Annotated in this window: 20 protein-coding genes; 15 read left to right on the forward strand and 5 right to left on the reverse strand. The window is 38.1% G+C overall.

All coding sequences use genetic code 11. The features are described 5' to 3' along the window. The first annotated feature begins 109 nt into the window (after nt 1–109). Nucleotides 110–1,645: an argininosuccinate lyase gene (gene argH, locus QNH17_RS10455; RefSeq protein ID WP_283878612.1), complete on the forward strand. Its 1,536-nt coding sequence runs from the start codon at nt 110–112 to the stop codon at nt 1,643–1,645. A 317-nt stretch (nt 1,646–1,962) separates the two neighbouring features. Then, nucleotides 1,963–2,145, forward strand: a complete 183-nt coding sequence (locus tag QNH17_RS10460) for a Fur-regulated basic protein FbpA (RefSeq protein ID WP_283878613.1) — start codon at nt 1,963–1,965, stop codon at nt 2,143–2,145. A 421-nt stretch (nt 2,146–2,566) separates the two neighbouring features. Here the strand turns inward: QNH17_RS10460 and fbpA are convergent, their stop codons facing one another. Together fbpA and QNH17_RS10470 are read right to left on the reverse strand one after the other, a co-directional pair. Further along, nucleotides 2,567–2,725 carry a Fur-regulated basic protein FbpA gene (gene fbpA, locus QNH17_RS10465; RefSeq protein ID WP_283878614.1) on the reverse strand — a complete coding sequence of 53 codons (159 nt, stop codon included), beginning with the start codon at nt 2,723–2,725 and terminating at the stop codon, nt 2,567–2,569. 79 nt (nt 2,726–2,804) lie between these two features. Further along, nucleotides 2,805–3,578, reverse strand: coding sequence for an alpha/beta hydrolase (locus QNH17_RS10470; protein WP_283878615.1), 774 nt, complete (start codon nt 3,576–3,578; stop codon nt 2,805–2,807). Between the two features lie 595 nt (nt 3,579–4,173). Here QNH17_RS10470 and QNH17_RS10475 point away from each other — a divergent pair. From QNH17_RS10475 to QNH17_RS10525, 11 genes are all read left to right on the forward strand, one after another. After that, nucleotides 4,174–5,163: a sulfonate ABC transporter substrate-binding protein gene (locus tag QNH17_RS10475; protein ID WP_283878616.1), complete on the forward strand. Its 990-nt coding sequence runs from the start codon at nt 4,174–4,176 to the stop codon at nt 5,161–5,163. 17 nt (nt 5,164–5,180) lie between these two features. Beyond that, entirely contained in the window at nt 5,181–6,320 is a 1,140-nt protein-coding gene (gene ssuD / locus QNH17_RS10480) for an FMNH2-dependent alkanesulfonate monooxygenase (RefSeq protein ID WP_283878617.1), read from the forward strand. Nucleotides 6,321–6,333: 13 nt separating this feature from the next. Beyond that, a complete protein-coding gene (gene ssuC, locus QNH17_RS10485) occupies nt 6,334–7,092 on the forward strand; it encodes an aliphatic sulfonate ABC transporter permease SsuC (RefSeq protein WP_283878618.1) in 759 nt (252 codons plus the stop codon). Nucleotides 7,093–7,107: 15 nt separating this feature from the next. Further along, nucleotides 7,108–7,881, forward strand: a complete 774-nt coding sequence (locus QNH17_RS10490; RefSeq protein ID WP_283878619.1) for an ATP-binding cassette domain-containing protein — start codon at nt 7,108–7,110, stop codon at nt 7,879–7,881. Nucleotides 7,882–7,960: 79 nt separating this feature from the next. Continuing rightward, a complete protein-coding gene (locus QNH17_RS10495) occupies nt 7,961–8,119 on the forward strand; it encodes a YezD family protein (protein WP_283878620.1) in 159 nt (52 codons plus the stop codon). A 142-nt stretch (nt 8,120–8,261) separates the two neighbouring features. Further along, entirely contained in the window at nt 8,262–8,819 is a 558-nt protein-coding gene (gene ssuE / locus QNH17_RS10500; RefSeq protein ID WP_283878621.1) for an NADPH-dependent FMN reductase, read from the forward strand. Between the two features lie 348 nt (nt 8,820–9,167). Then, nucleotides 9,168–10,241, forward strand: coding sequence for a Wadjet anti-phage system protein JetD domain-containing protein (locus tag QNH17_RS10505; RefSeq protein WP_283878622.1), 1,074 nt, complete (start codon nt 9,168–9,170; stop codon nt 10,239–10,241). Continuing rightward, nucleotides 10,232–11,743: a hypothetical protein gene (locus QNH17_RS10510; protein ID WP_283878623.1), complete on the forward strand. Its 1,512-nt coding sequence runs from the start codon at nt 10,232–10,234 to the stop codon at nt 11,741–11,743. Before QNH17_RS10505 ends, QNH17_RS10510 begins: the two co-directional genes overlap by 10 nt. Next, nucleotides 11,743–12,489: a DUF6063 family protein gene (locus QNH17_RS10515; RefSeq protein WP_283878624.1), complete on the forward strand. Its 747-nt coding sequence runs from the start codon at nt 11,743–11,745 to the stop codon at nt 12,487–12,489. Before QNH17_RS10510 ends, QNH17_RS10515 begins: the two co-directional genes overlap by 1 nt. Further along, entirely contained in the window at nt 12,467–16,930 is a 4,464-nt protein-coding gene (locus tag QNH17_RS10520; RefSeq protein ID WP_283878625.1) for a coiled-coil domain-containing protein, read from the forward strand. Before QNH17_RS10515 ends, QNH17_RS10520 begins: the two co-directional genes overlap by 23 nt. A gap of 261 nt (nt 16,931–17,191) precedes the next feature. Then, complete coding sequence (locus QNH17_RS10525) at nt 17,192–17,971, forward strand: Cof-type HAD-IIB family hydrolase (protein WP_283878626.1); 780 nt, start codon at nt 17,192–17,194, stop codon at nt 17,969–17,971. A 72-nt stretch (nt 17,972–18,043) separates the two neighbouring features. Here QNH17_RS10525 and QNH17_RS10530 read toward each other — a convergent pair whose 3' ends face one another. Beyond that, nucleotides 18,044–18,355: a replicative helicase loader/inhibitor gene (locus QNH17_RS10530; RefSeq protein WP_283878627.1), complete on the reverse strand. Its 312-nt coding sequence runs from the start codon at nt 18,353–18,355 to the stop codon at nt 18,044–18,046. Nucleotides 18,356–18,664: 309 nt separating this feature from the next. On the opposite strand from QNH17_RS10530, the gene QNH17_RS10535 reads away from it, so the two are divergent. Beyond that, nucleotides 18,665–21,001, forward strand: a complete 2,337-nt coding sequence (locus QNH17_RS10535; protein ID WP_283878628.1) for a YhgE/Pip domain-containing protein — start codon at nt 18,665–18,667, stop codon at nt 20,999–21,001. 71 nt (nt 21,002–21,072) lie between these two features. Here the strand turns inward: QNH17_RS10535 and gltC are convergent, their stop codons facing one another. Continuing rightward, a complete protein-coding gene (gene gltC / locus QNH17_RS10540) occupies nt 21,073–21,984 on the reverse strand; it encodes a glutamate biosynthesis transcriptional regulator GltC (protein WP_283878629.1) in 912 nt (303 codons plus the stop codon). A 147-nt stretch (nt 21,985–22,131) separates the two neighbouring features. Between gltC and gdhA the strand changes: the two genes are divergently transcribed. After that, on the forward strand, nt 22,132–23,514 hold the full coding sequence (gdhA, locus tag QNH17_RS10545) for an NADP-specific glutamate dehydrogenase (protein ID WP_283878630.1): 1,383 nt from the start codon (nt 22,132–22,134) through the stop codon (nt 23,512–23,514). Nucleotides 23,515–23,625: 111 nt separating this feature from the next. Here gdhA and QNH17_RS10550 read toward each other — a convergent pair whose 3' ends face one another. Then, the gene (locus QNH17_RS10550) at nt 23,626–24,933 is read right to left on the reverse strand and encodes a M14 family zinc carboxypeptidase (RefSeq protein WP_283878631.1); all 1,308 of its coding nucleotides are present in this window, start codon (nt 24,931–24,933) and stop codon (nt 23,626–23,628) included. Nucleotides 24,934–25,231 lie beyond the last annotated feature (298 nt).

The raw sequence follows: 25,231 nt of genomic DNA on the forward strand, positions 1-25,231 counted from the left end.
GAAAACTTTCTTTCTCATGTTTTTATTTTCAGAAGTTTACTAATCATGTAAGGTTTATTCATACTTGTAGCCTTTTTAAAGAATTAACCATGATAAGGGTGGAATTGTGATGAATATTAAAGATAGCATTTTTGAAAAAGAAGGGCGGAAGTTTCCAGGGGCGACCTATTCAGAGGTAGTATTGGCCCCTGCTTATGAGCACGCTAAGCAATCCTTACTAGAGCCGATGCTTGCAGTCCATAAAGCCCACCTGATTATGCTGGTGAAACAAGGGTTGTTGCAGGTGAGTGATGCTTCCCGAATCCTAGCCGGTATTTGTGCAGTTGATAAGGAGAAACTTCTTCAATCCAGCTATAATGGACAATATGAGGATCTTTTTTTCCTTGTAGAAAGTCAAATTATGAATGTTGCCGGAGAAATAGGTGGAAGTTTGCACCTTGCTCGGAGCCGGAACGATATGGGGCTTGCAATGTACAGAATGGTCCTTAGGGACAAGATTCTACTCGCCACCCGGGCGCTGCTTTCCTTTCAAGAAACACTTTTAAAGGTGATTGACTCTCATAAGGAAACAATTGTACTGGGGCATACACATACGCAGCAGGCCCAGCCGATGACGTTCTCCCATTATCTTCTGGGAATGTACGATGTCGTTGACCGTGACTTAAAAAGATTGAAGGCAGCCTATGATACATGCAATGCCAGTCCTCTCGGCGCGGCGGCCCTCACTACGACCGGATTTCCAATTGATCGAAAGACAGTCGCAGAGCTATTAGGATTCCCGAAAATCATCAAGAGTGCCTATGATTCGATTAGCGGTGCCGATTATTTAGGGGAAATTGCAACAGCGATCCAATTAACCTTTATTAATCTCGGCCGGTTTTCACAAGACCTTCTCTTATGGTCCAGCCAGGAATTTTCAGCGATTCGTGTGGCAGACCCCTATGTTCAAACAAGTTCCATTATGCCGCAGAAAAGAAATCCTGTTTCACTAGAGCATATTCGTGCATTAAGCTCAAGCGGTATTGGAAATGCTCAAACCGTACTTCAAATGTTACATAACACACCATACGGTGATATAAACGATACCGAGGATGACCTTCAGCCGTATTTATGGAAGGGCCTGCACCTCATTGATCAAGTTTTTCGGTTAACAAAAGTGGTGGTTGGAACACTTGAAGTAAATGAAGCACTGTTAAAAAGAAGGGCCAAAGAAAGTTTTGCGACGATAACGGAATTAGCAGACACGCTATTTAGGGAAGCAAACATACCGTTCCGAACCTCACATTCCATAGCCAGCCAGGTGGTGAAAATTGCCTTGGCAAGGGGACTGAATGCTACTCATGTTACATCTGTAATCGTCGATGAAGCGGCAAAAGCAGTTGTCGGTGTTCATTTGAATTTACCGGAGGAGATCATTCGTACAGCAATGGATCCAGAACACTTTGTTAAGATTCGGTCGCTTCCTGGCGGACCAGCACCGGAGGAAATGAAGCGTGCGATTGTAGAAAGAGAAGCTAGTCTACACCACCATGTTTCAGTATTCCATACCGAGGTTAATCGAATTAAAGTTTGTATGGAAAAACTTGATCAACTGACAAATCAATGGGGCAAAACGGATGAAGACACTATTAATACTGGAGATTGATAAGAGGCGAATTGATGCCTAGAGACACAATGTGTAGTTGAGGATATCTTCTTTGCCTTTGCAGATGGCCCCATGCCCTGGACAAAAAAACAAGGTGATTACGATGAAATCGGTTGATCTCGGGCAAGTCCAACATATTTAATTCTTGATGATTTGAATATGAAGGTGTGCCTTCTTTATTTAATTTTAATTCCTACTTTACACATAGGAATTATAGGTTTATAATAAAATTAATCTAATACAAATAGGTAATGGGACTGAATTTAAAGTTGTTTTTTCAAGGGAAAGTTATTTAAAACGCTGAAGGAGTGTTTATGATGAGAAAAAACGAGGAAAAAAAGCGGCAAAAACTTATCAATAAACTCATTTTTTTAAACATATATAACAAAGAAGATCAACAGCTTTATAATCTGCCACTGTCCAAATTAGAATATGAATATAGGAGATTTCAATTACAACACCATCCGCATGGTGAGTTTGGCTCTATTAAATTTGTATAAAATAGATTTACATGAAATTAGGAAAAGAGCGGTATAAGGCATTTTCAGTTAGACCACAAGATGTTACAGAGGCCGTATTTTTTAGAATTATTGATGTAATGTGGGATTAAAATTAGTTTCTGGTCAATAAATTAGTTAACTAGAGGCTCTCAATTCAAGGTGATAGTATCTTGAAATGAGGGCCTCTTATTTAAAATCACAATCATCCACAGTAGTGGTGGAGACATCTGGATAATTAGTCAAAGATCAAACGGTGAGGATTAATTATTGTACATATTTAAGAAGAATGGTATGGTTGAGGGAAATGAAGTGGTATTCGTGGAAACCCATAAAAACTTCTATTTGTATTTATCAAATAAAATTGTGACCTTCCGTATGTCGGATAGGTCAATACAAACTATAACCTAAACACTTAATATATCTATCTTGCTTTTCTAAAGGACCTATATTCCTCTTCAAGTTCACTTAAAGTCAACTCAAAAAGGTGTTTGTCATTACTTTTAAAAACCCTCAAGGCTATCAACTTATCAATTAATAAATTTTTTTTCATCTCAACAGCCTCCCGAAGCATATTCTTCATTTCGAAACACCTCCGAATATCCTCTAGTTATTTTTGTATTGAATCCTAATAGATTAATTATGAATTAGAAGAAATAAGATTATAAAATCTCCATCTCCCTTTGGTTACGAGCAAATTTTTCAATAAACAAGCAGCATTGTTTAGCAATAAATTCTTTTTCATTATCCATAGAAGCCACGTGATAAGAGTTATAAAGTGGAATGTTTTCTTTGAAGTCAGATTGAATCCGAGCCATGATATAATCTGTGTTTTCTGGGGGAACGACATGGTCTTCCACTGACTGAAAGGCCAACAAAGGACTCTTAACATTCGGTAATTTTTTGCGTGTTTCATCCATTAATGACAACAACTGTTGAATGGATCGGATAGGTGCTTTTTCATATGCAATTTCAAATACGTCTGCTGCTTTAATATCAGGAGATCCTTCATCAATAAAGCGAGGTAACTGCTTCACTCTATACTCCTCCATTACAGGAATAGTCGTCAACGCAGCATTGATCAACACCGCTCCTTGGATGTCGGAATATTTACTAGCAAGATTTAGTGTTAGAGTACCACCCATGGATTGGCCGATAATGAAGATATCACTGCACTGTTGGCGTAGGAAGTGATATCCATCTTCAAGACTTTTAATCCAATCTTGGAAGTTGCATCTTTCCATATCCTCATAATGCGTGCCATGTCCTTTTAATCTTGGTCCGTAGACCGTATAACCTTGAGAAGCAATATACTCTCCTAAAAAACGAATACTTTGGGGTGTCCCTACAAATCCGTGGGAAATCAAAATACCGATATCATTACCTTTAAAGAAAAATGGTTCTGCGCCTGGTAAAATGGGATATCTCTCTAACATGTAAAAACTCCTTTCCCTTTGTTTAATAAAAAAGCACCTACCTCGATAGAGTTAGGTGCTTTTGGTGTACCAATCAGCCATACGTTTCAAATAAGTTTCCCTAAATTGTAAACCAATTATTCCGATGAGTCAAGTAGGGTATTGTGGGTGTTTTGCAAAATATTTAAAAAAATCAATTGACAACTGGTGCATTAGAATATAAAGTTTAATCATAGTTTTAAAACCAAGTAAACAAGTTGGTTAAGTTGGTTAATTAGTTTTTGTTAATATATATAACCTAGTATCTTATAAAAATACTTATTTCTAACTTGACTAATTGAAAATGTATAGATAAAATAGTGGTTAAATTTCCCAATAATTAAAATTTGGTAAAGAAAATACAAAATATGCTGATCGGACTACCGAAGGCTCCTTTTCTCTAATTAATGAGATCAGGGGCTTTTTTATTTACTTAATTCCGATTAAATAAATAGGTTTAATGGATATAATTTTTCATATTTTCTTATCAGTCCACTGAAAGGAAGTGATACATTGTGTGTTATTAAAAAATATTTCAGAATCTACCAAAATAATAGAAAAAATGGAGGAGTCATACGTGATTAAAAAAAATAAAAATCAATGGTGGTTGGCATTTATCTTACTTTTGTCCTTTTTGGTAAGTGGGTGCAGTTCTTCCACCTCAGGTGAAGGCAAAGAAACTGCTTCAGAAAGTAAGGAATCAAAGGTCATTAATATTGGTTATCAAAAATTCGGTACCTTAAACATCTTAAAGGCAAAAGGAACCTTGGATAAAGATTTAAAATCACTTGGATATACGGTGAAATGGACCGAGTTTCCTGGAGGCCCACAATTGCTTGAGGCAATGAATGTAGGAAGTTTGGACTTTGGCCATACAGGAGAAGCGCCGCCCATTTTTGCTCAAGCCGCAGGTGCCCCGCTCGTTTATTTTGCCAATGCAACCGCCAATCCAAAAGGAGAAGCAATTTTAGTACCTAAAAATTCATCAATTAAAACGCTGAAAGATTTAAAAGGAAAGAAAATCGCATTAAATAAAGGTTCAAATGTTCATTTCCTATTAGTCGAAGCATTAGAAAAAGCCGGTATTCCATACAGTGATATTCAAACCGTCTTCTTGGCTCCTGCAGATGCGCGAGCAGCGTTTGAAAAAGGAGATGTAGATGCCTGGGTGATTTGGGATCCCTTCTTAGCAGATGCCCAGCTGGCTACGGATGCAAGGATCTTAGCAGATGGAACAGGCTTAGTAAACAACCGCGAGTTTTTCTTAGCTACCAATCAATTTGCAAAGGACAATCCTAAAGTATTAGACGTCATTTATAAAGAATTAGAAAAAACTGATCAATGGGTGGAAAAGAATCCAAAGGAAGCCGCCAAATTCCTTGCGCCTCAAATTGGAATGAGTGTGGATACATTAGAATTAACACTCAATCGAAGAACATTTGGATTAGAAAAAATGAGTGAACAAACGGCAAAGGATCAACAACAAATCGCTGATGTATTCTACAACCTTAAATTAATTCCAGAAGATATTGAGGTACAAGAAGCACTTTTAAAAACTAATCATTAAAAAAGGGGACTAAAAAAATGAACGTATTCTGGTTTATTCCAACACACGGTGATTCAAGATATTTAGGAGTTACAACAGGAGGCAGGGCAGTTACCCTGCCTTACCTAAAACAGGTGGCACAAGCAGTTGATGAGTTAGGTTTTACTGGGGCTTTACTTCCAACAGGAAGATCTTGCGAAGATTCATGGGTGGTAGCATCAAGTTTAATTTCCGTTACCTCACGAATGAAATTTCTAGTAGCCGTGCGGCCCGGTCTAAGTTCTCCATCACAAGCCGCTAGAATGGCAGCCACATTTGATCGTTTATCAAATGGCCGGTTATTAATCAATGTGGTAACCGGAGGAGATCCTGTTGAATTGGCAGGAGATGGTCTTCATTTAAACCATACGGAACGCTATGAATTAACGGATGAATTTCTGACAATATGGAGGGATTTATTAGAAAAAGGAGAGGCCAACTTTTCTGGAGACTACTTAACTATAGATAATGGAAAGCTGCTATATCCTCCTGTTCAACAACCTTATCCGCCTCTTTATTTCGGAGGATCTTCAGAAATTGGGCAAGAAATCGCTGCTAAGCATGTCGATTACTACTTAACATGGGGAGAACCGCCTGCGAAAGTGGCAGAAAAAATTAACGAGGTAAAAAAATTAGCGGAAAAGCAGGGCCGAACCGTTCGTTTTGGTATTAGATTGCATGTCATTGTGAGAGAAACAGAGCAGGAAGCATGGGCGGCAGCGAATGATTTGATTAAATATGTAGATGATGATTTAATTGCCTCCTCTCAAAAGATCTTTTCGCGGTTTGATTCGGTTGGACAGCAGAGAATGTCGGAATTACACAATGGAAGTAAGGACCAATTAGAAATAAGTCCGAATTTATGGGCAGGAGTAGGCCTTGTTAGAGGAGGAGCAGGGACAGCTTTAGTAGGAGATCCTGAAACGGTAGCACAAAGAATGAAGGAATATGCTGACCTTGGAATCGAAACCTTTATCCTATCAGGATATCCACACTTAGAAGAAGCGTACCGTGTATCTGAGTTATTATTCCCGCATCTTCCATTAGCAAAGGCTGATCCTCAATCTGGTTCAACGAATATCATCAGTCCATTTGGAGAAATTGTTGCAAACAACGAATTGCCGAAAGTCTTAAAGTGAAGGGGTAATAAACATGAATAATAAACAGATCGTTCCGTGGATTGTCCCCATTTTATTACTTGCTGCCTGGCAGCTATCAAGCCAATTGGGGCTATTATCTTCACGTGTGCTGCCAAACCCTGTCGATGTATTCAAGTCAGCGGCTGAACTAGCCAAATCAGGTCAACTATTTGAATATATTGGTGCAAGCAGTAAACGGGCTATCATCGGGTTTATAATAGGTGGGGGAATCGGATTTGCTTTAGGGCTATTGAACGGCTTATCGAGAATTTCAGAAAGTCTGTTGGATAGTTCCTTACAAATGGTTCGGAATATACCGCATCTTGCGTTGATCCCCATTGTGATATTGTGGTTCGGAATTGAAGAAGAGGCAAAGTTATTTCTCGTAGCATTAGGTACTTTTTTTCCGATTTACTTAAACACCTTCCACGGAATCCGTTCGATCGACAAATCTCTTATTGAAATGGGAAATGTTTATGGTCTTAAAGGGTTTTCGTTATTCTGGAACATTATTTTGCCCGGCGCTCTTCCTTCTATCTTAGTTGGGGTTCGTTATGCAATCGGTATTACCTGGGTCACCCTTATTGTCGCTGAAACAATTGCATCAAATTCAGGTATAGGCTATATGGCCATGAACGCTAGAGAATTTATGAGGCTGGATATCGTCGTATTAAGTATTATTCTTTATGCACTTCTCGGAAAGCTATCTGACCTTTTAGCAAAAATAGCTGAGAAGAGATTTTTACAATGGAATCCGTCTTATCGAAAATAGGGAGGAGGGTAATTAATGACTGAAAAAAAAGAACGTCAAACAATAGTAGAAATTTCTAACCTCCAAAAATCATACGGCAAACATAAAGTACTCCGAAATATTAATCTAAAGGTTCAAAAAGGAGAATTTATTGCGATTGTAGGAAAAAGCGGATGTGGTAAAAGTACATTATTACGCTTACTTGCTGGATTAGAGACGGCAGGTGATGGTGAGATCTATACAGATGGTGAACGTTTGGAGGGTAGAAATCAATTAGCAAAAATCATGTTTCAGGATGGCAGACTCCTCCCGTGGAAAAGAGTGGTCCAAAACGTCGGTCTGGGTTTAAAAACAGACTGGCGGCAGCGTGCCGAAAAGGTATTGGAACAAGTCGGATTAGCTGACCGCGGAAATGATTGGCCATCTGTTTTATCAGGAGGACAACGCCAGAGAGTCGCACTTGCAAGAGCATTAGTTCATGAGCCAGAAATACTTTTATTAGATGAACCACTTGGGGCACTGGATGCACTGACACGAATCGAAATGCACCAGCTTATTGAAGATTTATGGCTGGAAAAGAAGTTTACTGCCGTGTTGGTGACGCATGATGTAGAAGAAGCGGTTGCGCTAGCTAATAGAGTGATATTAATTGAAGATGGGGAAATTGTAATGAACCATCCTATTAAACTACCCTATCCAAGGCAGAGGGAACATCCATTATTTGCTCCAACTGTAAGCCATATATTGAACCGAATATTGAAAAAAGAGAAAATGTCAACTAGTGATTTAAGACTGACGAAAATTGAGTAGCGGGTTTCATTTGACTTAAAGCATAGTATTCGAATAGGAATTCTCGTCTTTATTGTTAAAAATGAGAGGGGATAACAAAATGGCAGTAGTTGATAAAGAAAAAATTGATAATATTTTAGTCATGCTAAAAAACTTAGAGTACGGTTCTTTGGTCATAACCATCCATGCTGGTAACATTACACAAATTGATTGTACAGAAAAAAATAGATTTGCTACGCAAAAATCCATCAATAAATAAAAAGTTATCTTTAAAATGAACATCAAACACAACATTGAAGGATTTTCAGGAGGAGATAAAAGATGTCAGAAGGAGTGAAGGGGTCTTTAAAACAAAATGAATACCTATACAGATATTCCACTTAAGAAAGGAAGTTTATTTGATGAGTAAAATTACAATTATTTCTGGAAGTCCTTCTGAGCAAACCAGATTAAACGGGGTGTTGGCTGAAGTTGTAAAGCAATTAGAAGGGGTGAATATCATTCCAGAAATCATCCATGTTCGAAATCTACCTGCCCAGGATTTAATTCAAGCGAAATTTAATAGTGAAGAAATTGTTAGAGCCAATAAAAAGGTCGAGGATTCAACAATAATTGTCATTCTGACACCTGTTTATAAAGCTTCTTTTACTGGAGTTTTAAAAACCTATCTTGATCTCTTACCGCAAAATAGTCTTGAAGGTAAGACTGTTTTACCTATTGCTATTGGAGGAACCTTTGGACATCTATTAATGATAGATTATGCATTGAAGCCGGTCCTAGCTGCTCTGGGAGCAACGCATATTTTAAAGGGAGCCTTTATTTTGGATAGTCAAATAAAAAAAATAGAAAATAATCAATATGAAATTGATGAGGAAGCTGAAAATCGAATAGATACTTCCTTGAATTTCTTGAAAAATGCTTTATCTCCAGAGAAGAATATGACCAGATCTATAGTTTAGAAAAGTTCATGAAAAAATGTACTTATGCTCCCTCAGTTAGATACGATTATCTATCAAAGATTCACTTATTCACAGGATTTCAAAGCACTTGTATAAAGTTAAAGGTTTTTGATATACATGAAGTTTATAACCATCCGCACGGTGATTTTTCACTTGTGCGGTTTTTTGATTGATTAACTTCCACTCCTAGGTTCGAGTGTTTTAGCATTGTTTTTTTGTCCTTTCGCATCCGGTAATTATTTTAAGAAAATTTCATTTACCAACCATATCACAACTAGTTTATAATAAAAGGATGTCCAAATTGAATAGTAATAGTCTAGTCCTATGAAACTAAGAAGATTTAAGTAGGTGAATACCATCGACATCATTGAAACAAGGGTGAGAGGTTTTATAGCTGATATTCAACACCCTAAACAAAAAAAGAAAATAAATATTAACGATTTAGAACTTCAGTTACGGAAACTTATGGATGATTATTTTGAAATGGATGGATATTCGTTGTTTTATCGTGCTATTGATACATTGAAAGCAGAAGGACATCTAATTCCTATCCTAAACAATCAATTCAATGGAAGAACACCTTCTCTATCATTATATTATTGGGTAAATTTAAAAGTTCAAGAAGACCAATGGGATCGACTCGAGATGATGAAATTAGGTGATCAGTTTGATTTTTCCTTTTATGAACGGCATTCCGAATGGCAAACGAAAGATGAATGGAACAGAATTCAGAATGTCTATACATTTCTAAAGTCCAGTCAGGAACGGGAGGTCGTGTCAGTCGAAGAAAGAAGCCTGGAGCTTTTTGGTCATGAAAAATTCTTACTCGATAGTGATAGCTTTCCTGATGGAATAGGATTTTTAGCTAGAATTGGCATTGGAGAAGACCAACTTAAAATGGTGAACTATGGCGAGCCTTTTGTCTTTTGGATGAAACAAGGGAAAGAATTGAAAGATATTCAGAGAGTTCTAATCGTCGAGAATCTATCTTTCTTTCATACATCCATTAAGCTATTGGAAGGAAATCAACTCGACTATGAACCGGACCTGATTATTTATGGTGAAGGAACGAAAATTGAACGGAGCTTTTCCTTTTTCTTCAGAATGTTTCCACCTAAACCCTATCTTTTCTATTATGCAGGTGATCTTGATGCTGCAGGTTACGGAATCCTCATTCGGCTTATCGAAAAATATCCAGATTGCTGTATTCAGCCGGCCTTAAAAATTTACCGAAAGATGCTGGAATGTCTAGAACAAAGGAATGACCAAAAACAAGGTCAAACACAAAACCTCAAATACCGTGATTTATTCTTTCAATGGTTTACCGAAGAAGAGCAAATGAAATTACAGAATTTATGGCAGGAAAATAAGCGGATAGCTCAAGAAGTGTTAACAATCGAAACATGGAGGCGATGGATGTGAACGAATCATGGGAAGGTTTCGCCCAGCGGATGAAACGATTAAATCCATTGTTTGAACTTGGGAGGGGAATGGAAGTAGGTGAGCTAAAACCCCATATCCAAACCATTCTTATGCAAGTGCTCCTCACCATCTTTTATCGAGAATTAAATGATGATGATCATCGAAGTAAATCCGATATCAAATATATGGTGGAAGATTCGATTAAGCAAATGAAGCTTTTAGCAGACGATAAGCAAATTGAACGAATTACAAGTGGGCTTTTATATCAGGGAAAGGAAGAGTTTAGTAAACCGTTTGAAGCCCTATATTACGATGAAATCAGACAATCATGGGAAACGCAAACCTACCGATATGTCACGATGGATGAATTATATACGAACTTAGAAATAGGCGGATCGATTGTTTATAAACTCACGGATGTCGCTCAGGAAATGATTTTTATGAGCAGGGAAATGGCAGAGGAATTCTCCATTACGATAGAACAACTCTATAGTATGCAGTTGATTAAAAACGGTAATTTTCGAAAAGCTACGCGAAACCTCGATCACCTCATTTCACGAGTAAACCGCTTAATGGCAAATGAATTCACTTTTCAAAAAGAAATGATCAACAATCCCAAAATCTTATTGATGGAAGAGGAATGGCAAAGGGCCGACAATCGGGTTGAAATTGAAAAGCAATTTGAAGAAGAAAAAAATCACTTCCGTACCATTACTAGTATGATAGAAAAGACCAAACGCAGGAATGAAGAAGATGATTATATGCAGAAAGAATTGATACTTCTTCAAGAAAAGATTGGCCATACACGACAATTACATGATCGATTTGCAAAGCTAGTCATTCAAAATATTTCCTATGAGATGAAATTAAAGGCTGAAAATCCTTCATTGTTTTGGGAAAATAGTCTCGTTTCATTTCGAGAGCATTTTTATGAAAACTGGTTCATGAAGGAAGGGGTCAAAGATTTCGAGACGATAGAAGGTGTCCTTTCTCCGTTATTTTCACCGAAAAATGAATTTATTCTCCCGCTCGATTGGATTTGGGGAGAACAAGAATTTGATGAAAAACAACTTACAGATGCCATAATCGAAGAAGAGGCTGAAGAAAGTATTACTCGTTTGCGAGTGACGAACTGGGATTCAGTTATTAAGGCATGGAGTTATGTTTTTCAATTTTTACAAACAAACGGAGAGTTCTCGTTAGCTGATTTAGCCGAGATGCCATTGGAAGTACAGGATTTATGGTTTGAAGAATCTGAAACGATTGATTTATGGATGATGTTCGATAAAAAGCCGCTGAAGGTTCAAGTGCTGCATAGAAAGGAAGAAACCTTAACAGATGAGAGGGAAATTCTTCTTTATAAATTAATGAAAGAATATCCGCAATTTCAAGTCTTCGAAGGCTTAAAGATTTATACCATGTTTGACCATCGTGCGGAGCCTTTTCTATGGTATCAAATGAAAATTACCCCTTTTAAAATATGTGTTCAGGAGGAGAAATGATGAATGCAGAAACAATCAAAAGAGCATCATCTGTCTATTTTACTCTATTAAAAGATAAAGTCATCGACGAAAATAGCGAACACTTTCAGACGTATTTTGATCCGGAAGTAAGACAGACGGTTCTTTTATTAGCAGACGAATCAGGTACATATATCATTGAATCGCCTAAACGGATTCACTTAGTTGTTCAGCCAACCGGCTCTGTCTTTGCTACGAATTTTACTCATATGAAAGAAAAGCATCGGCAAGTTGAAACGAAAAAACACTTTCATCTGATTAGCGTTGTCATTATGTCTTTTTTAGCAGCCATAGACCGCAACCAGGCTGCAAAAATCCGCACAAAGCGGGAAGGGATTAGTTACTATGCATTAGAACGGCAAGTCAATGACTTAATGATGAAATGGGAGAGCGTTCTTAAAGTTGAACTGACCTTCGGTGAAGAAGAACGGATTGATATGAAGGAAGTTGTGACCACATGGAAATACATGGAGGTTGACACAGATGATTATGGGAGTAAAAAAGGTAATCGACGGACCCGAATCGGTTTAATTGCCAGCGCTATGCGCTTATTAGAGACGGAAGGGCTAATTGTCATTCTTGATCGGGACGATATAGCTAAGGTTATTCCAAAACAAGAGCTTTTTGAGCGGATCGAATACTTATATCACGATTACGATCGTTATGAAGTTTTTAAAAAATTAATGACTACAGAGGAGGATATGCATGCCGAAAATCCATCGAATTAGAATTGTTGGCCTCAAGTATGATGGCATGCAAAAGCAGTATAAAGATACCACTTTTAATTTTCATAATGATGAGACATCAACAAATGGGCTCATTGCAATGATGAATGGGGGTGGGAAAGGTGTGTTCCTCCAGACCATATTCCAAATACTCAAACCTGGAACTTCGTGGGGAAAACAAAACAATCGTTATTATCAGCAGTTCTTCTTTAACAATAAAGAGCAATTTATTCCCTATACCTTTCATGTTCTTATTCAGTGGGAATTAGATGGGGCGGACAGCCGGCATCTAGTAACTGGCGGAATGTTCTCAGCAGAGCAGCGGATCTCTATGAATGAAGAAGGTGGACATGAAGGTAAATCTTTGGAACAGGAAGCAAAGATCCTTCCTATTTTCACCTTTTATACGAGAGAATTTGAACGAAAAGAAGAAGCATCGCTTGAGCATATTCCACTCTATGAAAATGGTGAGGTTGCTGAAACGGAAAGCTTGAAGGATTATCTAAAATGGAATGGATATGACGTTTACCGAGATCCGAAGAAGCACTATCGTATCCTTGATACATACGGAATTAATCGTAAAGACTGGGATATTATGAAGGACATTAATAAGGATGAAGGCGGCGTTGGAAAATATTTTGAGGGAGCTGAGGATGATCATTCTCTCTTTCAAAAACGAATCATTCCTACCGTAAGTCAAGTGTTGATTCGAACCGAACATCAAAAGAATGATCTTGTGGAGATTTTCAAAAGTCAGGCAAGTATCGCTAAAGACCTGCCTGTACTCTTGAAGAGGGAGCAAGCCCATAAAGAGTTTTTAGAAGATATTGTTCCATTTGAAGAGCACTTAGCAAAAGGAGTAGAACATAAAGAAATTGTACATGCAAGTATACAGACAGGAAGACAACTGCTTGGTGCCTTAGAACACTTAAAGCAATCGGAAGAGGCAAGGCTGCAAGAGTTAGAGAAAGACCTAGAAAAATTAGCTATTAGACAGGAAAATTTACGTTATCAAAAAGAAAATTTAGAGTTTGCTAAAGCTCACAGAGAGGTCATGCAATGGGATAAGAAATTAGTAGAAGAAAGGGAGAAACATTCTTCCTTACAAGCAATCGTTAAAGAGAAACAGGAACGAAAAGCACAACTGGACTTTCAGCTGTTATTAAAAGAGTGGAGTGAAAATGAACAAACTATTCGCTCTCTTTCACAGCAGATTGCGACCTTGGAACAAAACAGCGGCTTAGAGCAAGTGAATCAAAGAATGGAAGAAATCAAACAAGAAGCTAAAAAGCAATGGGAGCAATCCTATCTTCTGATTCAAGATGGTGTTAAACAGTATGTGGGGTATCAAAAGTTCTTACATAAAAAGGCATCGGGGCTGTTGCAGCAGGATAAACAAAAGACAAAAGAAATGGCTCAGCTTAGTACGGAGATTGATTTTCTTTATACGCAAATGCATGCGTTTGAGTCGAAGGAAGCAGCACTTATTAAAGAATTTGGCGATCGCTTAACCTATGACCTAAAGGGCTTGATCGAGAGTCTTTTGAAACAAATTGAAGATAAAAAGTCTGGATTAGTTGAGTTGCAAGCAAAAGATCATGAATCTAGCGAAAAGCAAAATCAACTTGCCACTTCGCATGGTACGCTTGTCCAATCGATTCAGTTTTCAGAGGAAAAATGTGAAGACTTAAACTTAGCAAATGAAAAGCAAAAGAAAAAAGAGGCAAAACTATTAGATATGCTTCTTGGTTTAATTGATGATGTCACGGCACCTTTTACTCAATCTCTCTTATCGAAGTATGCGATACAATTAGAAGAAATACTAGGCAATAACCGCCAACAAGCTGAACAAATCAAAAAGGAACTTTGGGAAACACAACTCGACCACTCCTTAAACGATGAGCCCTTCTGGATCGCAAATAAAGATGTGAAGGAATTAAAGGAATGGATCGATGAGAAGACTGGGATTGATGTATTTTATGGAACCCAATTTCTCCAATCATTAAGTGCATCGGAAATGGCTCATTCACTTATGAAGTATCCGCTCCTCCCATACGGGTTGGTCGTAAGCGGGCAGCAATGGCAAAAAATTAATCAGCAGGTTCTTACAGGAAGGATGTTTAAAAGTCCTGTACCGATTTTCATGCGTGAGGAAATGAACAGTGAAAATCACCAGCCAACCTTTGTAATTATTAACGGAACGGAGAAAGAACTTTTAAGTGATAAAAATCAATTCACTAGCTGGAAAATAACGATTGCTAAACAAATAGACGAAAAGAAAGATACTCTTCTTGAAATTGAAAAAACAGAAATCTCCTTGCGTCGTATTTTAAAAGAAATTGATCGTTTTTTATCAAGCGAGCTTTCTAGTGATATCGAAAAAGTTCTCAATCAGGAACAAAACGCTCTACTTTCTAAAAAGACGCAATTGCAGGAAATTAAAACACAAGAAGAAAAAGAAAAAGAATTACAGCTTGGGTTAAAAGAACAACTGGAAAAGACAAAAGGTAAGATGGAGAAACTTACAAGAAATGTAGAAAGATTAGAGGAGTTTGATCAAGAAAAAACTCTTCACCATGAAAATAAACGGGTAAAACTAGAGAAAGAAAAGCTAAAGGAAGTCTTAGGAGTTCAGCAGCAAGAAATAGGAAAAGACCACCAGAATACAGTTGAATTACAAAACCAGTGGAATCAAACGTATGTGGAATGGAAACTTACAACGGAGCAAAATATAAAGGAAATCCGGTTCTTTATAGAGGAAGCAGCTTTTCCTGCGGATGAAAAAGCAGACCAATGTGAAGAGGTCCCACATCTTTCAACGCATTTACTACAAGAGATAAACGGCAGTATGAAAGAGTTAAAACAGCTTCAAAAATCTAAAGAAGAACAGGCTAGAGAATTACTCGTTCTTCAAGCAAAAAGAGAAACCGAACAAAAGCAGCAAAAGAAATTAGAGAAAAAACTAACTGTTCATGATCAGGATTGGAATAAAGCAGCAGAACCCGATGAACCTCTAAGTATATTAGAAAATATGCTGCAAACTGCACAGAAGGAAGCGAAGACTGCAGAAAAAGAAGAACGGGAACAAGGAACGGCTGTAACGGTGGCGGAAACGTCTTTAAAGCATGCGGCTGAACAGCGTGATAAGGCAGGAAAGAAAGTCGAGAAACATGAAAAACAGCCAGAACAGTGGGAAGACCTGGACTTAGAAATCAAGGAAGTTGAAATTAAGGACCAGACGAAATTAGCGAAAGAAGAAGTAAAGAAGGCAGAGAAACGCCAAAAAGAAACGGTAACCAAAATTACGGGTTATGAAGGCGATTTGTTAACTTTATCCGTTATCTTAAAAGAGGAAGCTGCAGTATTTACAAATGATGATCTCGAAAAAATTAATAGTCAAGGAAAAGCATGTATCTTATCCTGGTGTGAAGAACATCAATTGATTCAGGAAGAAGGGCAAGAGAAACATGCGAAAATCGATCAATCATTAAGGAATTTAAAGCTTACGATTGAAGGAAAAGATTGGGAGATTCGTTTTAAAAATGAAGTGTTAACGACACTAGACCATATGGATACAAGGCATTATACGCATATCCAGACCATCGTTAAAAATATGAAACGTTTTTCACAAAGTGGATTGGAACAATTAGAACGCGACAAAGAAAGAGCAGAAAAAGCTCAAAACTTCTGGGCCAGCCGTGCCAGCATGAAAGTGATGAGTATTGCAGAGGCCATTCGTTCCATGGTTTCGAAAATGAAGCTAAAAAATGAACGGGGATCCTTCCCGCTCGTCCAGCTCAAAGAAGATATCTTACCTAAAAAGGCTGAAGATATCGAACCCCTGCTAAAGCAGCACTTTGTTACTGCGATTAACAAAATTACCAAAAAATTTGATATGATTGATGACAATAATCGAGTATTAGATGAAGAAATAAAACAACTCATAAGTGATGAGCAAATTTTATTTGTTTCACTCAGGAATAGATACCCTGAGCTGCTCGTCTATAATATGCGTACAGATAATGCCTTTATGTACGGCAAACCGCAAAAAGAACATTATTCAACCTGGCAGACAATTAATCAGGGTTCTAAGACGAAATCCGATGGCAGCGGCGGACAGAAGTTATCAGCCCGAATGGTGATGATGATGATGTTATTATCCGTCAAAAGCGAAAACGATCAAAGCTGGGTCCCTTTAGTCTGTGATAATCCATTCGGCCAGGCTGCATCCGCACATGTCCTTGACCCAATCTTCGCAGTTGCCGAAAAACTGAAGTTCCAATTCATTGTCGTTACTCCGCCAGAACTGGTAAAAACGGAAATCAGCCAAAGATTTGACGCCTATTATAAATTAGACTTCATCCGTGAAAAAGGAAAAGAAATTGTTTCAGACACGATTGTTCCAGCATTTCGGATTTATCAGGGCGAGGCAGTCGTTCAATAAAATAATAAAAATCTCACTTTCTTTCTGGAAGGTGAGATTTTTTTTGTACTCGGGAAACGTTTGTAGTGATTGGCGGGCGATACTCTCGGTTAAGTGTGGAATACTCTCTGATAAGCCGCTGATACTCTCGACAGACCAAAATCCTTGGGGATATCTATAACTAAACCTGAGGTATAATACAAAAAATTAGGCTGTATTGTTCGAGTGATTTATAATGGTACATAATAATTTAAAAATACACATCGAAAGTGGGAACTAAAAATGAGCGATAAAAGCATTATATTCTTTGATATAGATGGAACCTTGCTTAATCATGATAAAGAATTACCGCTTTCAACGAAAGAATCCATCTTTAAATTAAAGGAACTTGGACATGAAGTAGCCATTGCAACTGGACGAGCTCCGTTTATGTTTGAGGATCTGCGAAAAGAATTAGGGATTACTACATTTGTAAGTTATAACGGACAATACGTCGTGTTAAGAGGCGAAGTGTTATATAAAAATTCTTTAAATGCCTCAGCAATTGAAAAGTTAACAGAAGCAGCTCTTCTTAACAATCATCCGGTAGTCTTTATGGATCACGAGGATATGAAAACGAATGTACCAGAGCATAGCTACATTACAGAAAGTATCGCAACATTAAAAATTAGCCGTTTTCCTTCGCACGATCCGCATTATTACAAAGGACGCGAGCTGTTTCAAACTCTCCTTTTCTGTCAAGAAGGGGAAGAGAAACAATATGAACAGGAATTTCGTGATTTTGATTTTGTAAGATGGCATCCTGTTTCAGTCGATGTGCTCCCTAATGGTGGCTCAAAAGCAAAAGGGATTGAAAAAATAGTCGAAAAACTAGGTATTTCAAAAGAAAACCAATTTGCCTTTGGTGATGGGCTTAATGATTTGGAAATGCTAACAACCATAAAAAATAGTGTGGCAATGGGGAATGCGGAAGAAAGTGTTAAGGCAGTCGCAAAATATGTGACAAAATCCGTTGACGACAATGGAATTACTCATGGTCTTCAATTAGTGGGGTTATTATAACTTCATACAGATAAACTTTAAAAACCGAAATATAAGGTTTCTTAATGAAACTTTATATTTTCGGTTTATTTTTTATCTTGCTGAATACTCTGCAAGCCATTGGTCGGATTTCCATTCATGTTTCATTTTCTCCCGTCCTTTCCACAACCATATTTGTAATGTTTCTGGAAAATCATTTTCTTCAGAAGCGAATACAGCGATATCAGCAAATGCAGGAGGAAATGGACTTTTTCGAATGTGGTTTTTCACCCGGTCCATTACTTTTTCATAATCCATTTTAGAACAAAATTGGAACCATTGCTGGACCGTCTCGTCCTTAAATACGCAGTTGGGATATACCGATTCTATAAGTATTAAAAGTTTAACTACCTCTTCCTTGGTCATAGTGATCTTCTCCTAACTCAATTTTCCCTTCATGAATCAGCCGTTCCATCTGATCGGGCATGGTTTTTTCTCTTTCTTCTCCACTACTAGTATTGACTTGAGGGTCTTTTCTCAAAACAAATATCAACATTGAAATGGTTGAAACTAAAAATAAGTTGTGGTATTATAACAAAGTCTTATAAATGACTAAAAAACTAAAATGGTCAATCAGGTGATAATATTCTTTTTTTAATCCTAAAATGACTAAATGGGGATTATAGTCATGACGGGCCGAGTTGAGAAGTAGAATGAATGAATGAGGTGAGTTACATGAGATTTTTCCCTTCTGTGACGAGTGAATTTCTGCGGATATTTCGCACGCGTAAATTGCTAATCGCCATTATCGGTGTGATGACGATTCCGGTTCTTTATAGTGGAACCTACTTATGGGCCTTTTGGGATCCATATTCCCATTTGGACAGAATGCCTGTAGCAATCGTCAATAATGACCACGGTGCCGAGTACAATGGAGAACAAATAACAGTTGGCAGTGATTTAGTTGAGAACTTGAAAGAGAAAAAAACTTTTAATTGGAATTTCGTCAGTGCAGAAAAGGCAAAACAAGGTTTGAAGAATCAAGATTATTATTTGGAGATTGAAATTCCAAAAGATTTTTCAAAAAATGCCACGACACTGCAAAGTGAAAATCCCCAAAAACTAAATCTGATCTATACCGTTAATGAAGGTAATAACTATTTATCATCCAAAATCGGCGATTCGGCTATTGAAAAAATTAAAGAAGCCGTGTCCGAATCCGTAACGAAAACCTATGCGGAATCTATGTTTGACAGTTTAAAGGATGTAGCTAAAGGGTTGAACAAGGCAAGTGATGGTGCAGGGGAACTTTCAAACGGGATGGCAGAAGCCAAAGAAGGGGCCGGCAGTTTATCAGATGGAATTACATCTGCTAACAGCGGCGCAGAAAAATTAGCGAATGGTGCAAAATCAGTAGATGATGGCGCCAAGACGATCAAGCAAAACCTTGAGGTTTTAGCGGATAAATCTGTAGCTTTTTCAAATGGAGTTGTTTCAGCTTCATCGGGTTCAGAGCGGCTCCAAAACGGATTGGAGCAATTCAGCACTGGCCTCACCAAAATGAAAGATGCCAATACGAAGCTGTTAGCAGGTGCGAAAAAAGCGGAGGATGGCACGAAGCAATTATCTGATGGTTTAATATCTGCTGCAGAAAATGTTCCTAGACTGCAAGACGGGTCAAAGCAGATTGTAAATGGTTCTGAGCTGCTCTCAGCTTCTTTAGATAAATGGAAGACAGGTGCAGACCAAACAAAGTCCGGTGCCGACACGGTCAGTCAAGGCCTTCAGCAGCTGCTCGACCAAGTAAGTAGCATGGAGGATAATACGACTGATCCAACAGAGAAGGAAAAACTAAACGCATTAAAGGATAGCCTGACAAAATTATCGAAAGGCAGCCAGCAGGTGGCTTCTGGTGTAGGCGATTTGTCTAGCAGTGCTGAGCAGATAAAGCAAGGCTCTGATTCATTAGCCGCAGGTGCAAATCAGTTGGATAAAGGTCAAAAGCAATTAGCTGATGGTATTAACCAATTATCTGGCGGGGCTAAACAGGTATTAAATGGTCAAGAACAGTTAACCCAAGGACTTACCCTGTTTGGTACAAAGATGGTTGAAGCACAAAAAGGATTCGGTCAAATTGAAAGTGGTTCAAGCAGCCTAACTTCAGGGTTAGGGAAATTATCATCCAGCTCCACTTTATTGAATGAAGGGACAAATAAGTTAGCACAAGGCGCAAATAAATTAGCATCTGGAACCACATCGTTATATCAGGGTGAAAAAGATTTAAATAACGGCATGTCCGCCCTTGCGAGTGGTTCAAAGGATTTAAACAGCGGGATGACTAAACTAGTGGATGGCTCAAAGGAATTGGGTGATCAACTGTCTGACGGAGCCAAGGATGCCAGTGATGTGAAAGCCAATGATCGAGTTTATGATATGTTCGCTAAACCAGTAAAACTATCGAACAACAAGATGAATCATGTTCCAAACTATGGTAGTGGATTAGCACCTTATTTCTTGTCACTTAGTCTTTTTGTCGGTGCTCTGATGCTCTCAGTTATTTTTCCAATGTTTGAACCAGCCTCGGAGCCGAAAAACGGTTTTAGATGGTTCATTGGAAAAACAAGTGTTATTTTAGTAGTAGGAATTGGCCAGGCGCTTTTAGTCGATGCGGTTATGCTGTTGGGTCTTGGACTCGAAGTGAAGAGCATTCCATATTTCATTATGCTAAGTATATTTACGAGCTGGGCATTCTTAGCCATCATTCAATTCCTTGTTACAGCTCTTGATAATCCTGGACGTTTCTTAGCGGTTATTATCTTGATATTGCAGCTAACAGGCAGTGCAGGAACGTACCCGATTGAACTAGGTCCAACATTCCTGCAAAATATAATGAAATACTTACCTATGACCTATTCGATTTCTGGCTTCAGGTCGATTATTTCAACCGGTGATTTTGGTTATATGTGGAATAATATCGGGCACATTGCGATTTTCTTTGTCTTATTCCTGGCTGCAACTTTGACATTTTTTATCGTCAAATTCAAACGGCAGTCTCCATTACAGGTACAGTAATCATTAAATATCGGGAGGCAGGACCTTTTAAAGGCCTGCCTCTTTTTCTATTTCTGGACGCTAGGAACATATTAATTCCGAAACTCATTTAATCTTTCATAAGTTTCAAGCAAAAAATCATAAAATAATGCTTCGGTGGGAAGCAGTTTTCTCTGCGTCGGATAGATGACACCGACTGTTCGAGTCAGATTCGCATCGGATATTGGAATCACCACGGTAGACCGCGGGGTGTTATCTACCAATGTCATCTCTGGCATCAATGCTACACCTAAGCCTGCAGAGACTAACCCTTTTAATGCATCAATATCTTTTCCTTCAAAGGCGATTTGTGGAGAAAAACCTGCATCATTACATGCTTGAACCACTTGTTCACGAAATACAAACCCTTCAGGAAGGACACAAAATGAATCATTCCTTAAATCCCGCAGCCGAATTGTTTTCCGATCAGATAATGGATGATGAAGAGGGATAAGGGCCACGATATTTTCTGTAAATAACGTAGCTCCTTTGATTTTTTTCTCTTTATCCTGATTGGGCATGGGTGCAATCATGGCCAAATTAAATTCTCCATTTACAACACCATCAATTAAATCATAATAAAGGGCATTGCTCATTTGAAATTTCGCGTCTGGGTACCGAGTACGAAAAGCGTAAATGATGGAAGGCAATGTATGGGCCGCCATGCTAATAGGGAATGCAATTCGTACAGTTCCTTTTTCAGGATTTAAATTTTCTTCTACTTCTCTCTTTGCATCCTCCATCAAATACCATACTTGTTGCATCCGTTCATAAAAAATTCTGCCTAGAGGGGTTAGCTTTACACTCCTTCCCTCACGTATAAAGAGTTTTACACCTAATTCGTCTTCTAAATTGAAGATTTGTCTGCTAACGGAAGATTGGGCAACATGCAAGGCATCTGCTGCTTCAGTTACATGCTCTCTTTTTGCCACTTCTAGAAAATATTGAATTTGCCTTGTCTCCATTTTCATTTCACTCCATTTTAATGCGTTAAACGCATTAATTTCATCGTAAATTAAGATTGAAACTATTAATTATTAAATTATAAAATGAAAATACACGTAAGAAAAGGGAATTTTCTTAACTTTATAATACATTAGGGGCTGACCGAGATGAAAATGCTGGACAGAGTAGAAGAGAATCAAATGCAGATCGTGAAAGATTACGTAGATCGTTTATTTAAAACGGTTCAATTACGTAATCCAAATGAAGGGGAATTCCAGCAGGCTGTTAAAGAAGTACTTGATTCTTTAATACCTGTCCTTGTGAAAAATCCAATATATATAAAGCAAGCAGTTCTCGAAAGAATGATGGAACCTGAGCGATTAATTAGCTTTCGAGTGCCATGGGTAGATGATCAAGGAAATGTACAAGTGAATCGAGGGTATCGTGTTCAGTTTAGCAGTGCGATTGGACCTTATAAGGGAGGTCTCCGTTTTCACCCTTCAGTTAATGCAAGTATCATAAAGTTTCTCGGTTTTGAGCAAATCTTTAAGAACTCATTAACAGGGCAGCCAATCGGCGGTGGAAAAGGCGGTTCTGACTTTGACCCGAAAGGGAAATCAGATTTTGAAATTATGCGTTTCTGTCAGAGTTTTATGACGGAGCTTAGCAGGCATATCGGGCCGGATGTTGATGTTCCCGCTGGGGATATCGGAGTAGGGGCGAGAGAAATCGGTTTTATGTTTGGGCAATATAAAAAATTAAAAGGCGCATTTGAAGCAGGTGTTCTAACCGGAAAAGGCATTGGTTATGGAGGAAGTTTAGGACGTAAAGAAGCGACTGGATATGGATTAGTATATTTTGTTGAAGAAATGCTCAAGGATAATGGATTAAGCTTCGAAGGAAGTACAGTGGTAGTATCGGGTTCTGGAAATGTCTCCATTTATGCAATCGAAAAAGCTAACCAGTTTGGTGCAAAAGTGCTTGCATGCAGCGATTCCAATGGCTACGTTTATGATCCTAATGGAATTAACTTAGATACGCTTAAACGTTTAAAAGAAGTCGAGAATAAAAGAATTTTTGAATATGTTAAAGAACATCCAGATGCAATCTATCAAGAAGGGTGTTCAGGCATCTGGACAATCCCATGTGATATTGCTTTACCTTGTGCAACACAAAATGAGTTAAATAAAGAAGCGGCAGAAATTTTAGTTTCGAATGGGGTTAAGGCAGTAGGCGAAGGTGCAAATATGCCTTCAACTCTTGAAGCTATCGAGACGTTTATCGAACAACATGTTTTATTTGCTCCTGCCAAAGCAGCAAATGCAGGTGGGGTTGCAGTCTCTGCGTTAGAAATGGCGCAAAATAGTGCAAGGCTGGCTTGGACACAAGAAGAAGTGGACCTAAAATTACAAGGGATCATGAAAGATATATATAGTAAGAGTATGAAAGCTTCAGAAGATTACGATGCCTCAGGGAATCTTGTTGTCGGTGCTAATATAGCTGGATTCGTAAAAGTAGCTGATGCCATGATTGCACAAGGAGTAATATAAGATATAGGATCTAGTAAGAATTAATAGAATAGAAAAAACTGACCCAAAAGGCGATTTTTCATCATCCTTTTGGGTCAGTTTAATTTAACATGTTAAATTATCATACATGAATTAGTCCCTTGTAGTTGGGTCTTCAATTCTATTGGTTGATTCTGGAATCGCATCATAAATTGCTGTATCCACATCATGAATCGATCCGTCCGCAAGTCCTTTAAATACCTCAAATAATGGTACTTTTACTGTTTCTTTCAGCATTCCAGCCTGTTTTTGTCCAAGTGTCTGGCTTTGTCCTTTGAGTTCAATCAACATAATGGCTGCATCATTTAATGCAAACGCGCCTAGAGCGGTACCTGGAAGGTTAACATCAGGATATTTTTGCACAGCTCCATAGTGCGAGTTCCCTCTTTGAAGAGCGAGATTGGCCAGCGCATTAACTTGTTTGCCAAGCTTTAATACGTCTTCATCCACTTCATATTGCTTACCTGAGAATGGATCCTTGTAAGGGTCTGCTACTACAGCTGCCACTTGAACTGGAACAGATCTGTTATCTTCATCTGAAAGCATATTGAAACCACGGTGGTGAACATCAACATATACATCTGGTTTAAATTCTTTAAATACGCTTGTAACGGTTCTGGCCTCGGCTGTTACATAAAAGCCGCCGTAATTACTGTTATTTGTTGCTTTGCTATTTAAAAACGCTGTCACTTTAGACTTGTCTGTATTTTCTACCCTAAAATCCAAATTCGGATTGTAGTCTCGGTTTTGGTCATAACCAGGGATTCCATAGACCACACGGCCATCATTTGTCTGGCCTCTCTCATCGCCAACTGCATTATAGTACCATGGCGCCGCGGTACCTGCAGGAAGATTTATGTTTGCTGGAAGCCAAGTTTGGTGTGTATAACGGGTAGGGTACCATTTTCCTTCGAATGTATTATCTGCTCCTTCTGGATTAATTCTTGGCATAATCCAAATGGAGACCTTATCTAGTATTTCGTTTATTTCCTGGCCGCCGCTAGATAGTTTTTGAATAATATCAATGGCTGCCTCGGTTCCAATTTGCTCGTTACCATGAATTTGCGTCGTAATTAAAATCCTTTTTTTGTTTGGATCCGCATTACCGAATTTAACGACATACAAGGGATCTCCTTTATCGACTTCGGTCTGATATCCATCTAATGTTTGATTGGAATATCCTACAACCTCTAACTTCATTTTCCCTTTAGATGATGCTTCAAGTTTCTGTAAAGTTTTGGCTAGTTCCTCATTTGACATATAGCTTGATAATGAGATGTTTTGCTCATCCTCGATATAAGGTCCGTTTGGATTTGATTGAGGTTCGGCCATTGCAGGAGATGATAGAGTCATGGTTAGAGCCATGGCAGTTGGAATAATAGCCTTTGAAAACTTTTTCATAAAAATTCCCTACAGTATGTAATTGATCCCATTTTTCTTGTTATTAATAGTAAAAGTTGGGAGTTATTCATTATATTACCAGATATAGAAATGGTTATTAACTGAAAAAATATTATATTTAGAAAATTGGAGCAATAGTACTTGTATATTATTTCGTTTCGGTAAATATTACCCAATATTTTCTTTTGGAAATTCGAGTCTTTTTTCCTGTTCGACCTTTTTTTTAACAATAACTAAGAACAACTTTCGGATAAAAAAATTGTCGAACTATTATTTTAATTTATGCTATATTAAAGAA

The sequence above is a fragment of the Neobacillus sp. SuZ13 genome, assembly GCF_030123365.1.
Classification (GTDB): domain Bacteria; phylum Bacillota; class Bacilli; order Bacillales; family Cytobacillaceae; genus Neobacillus.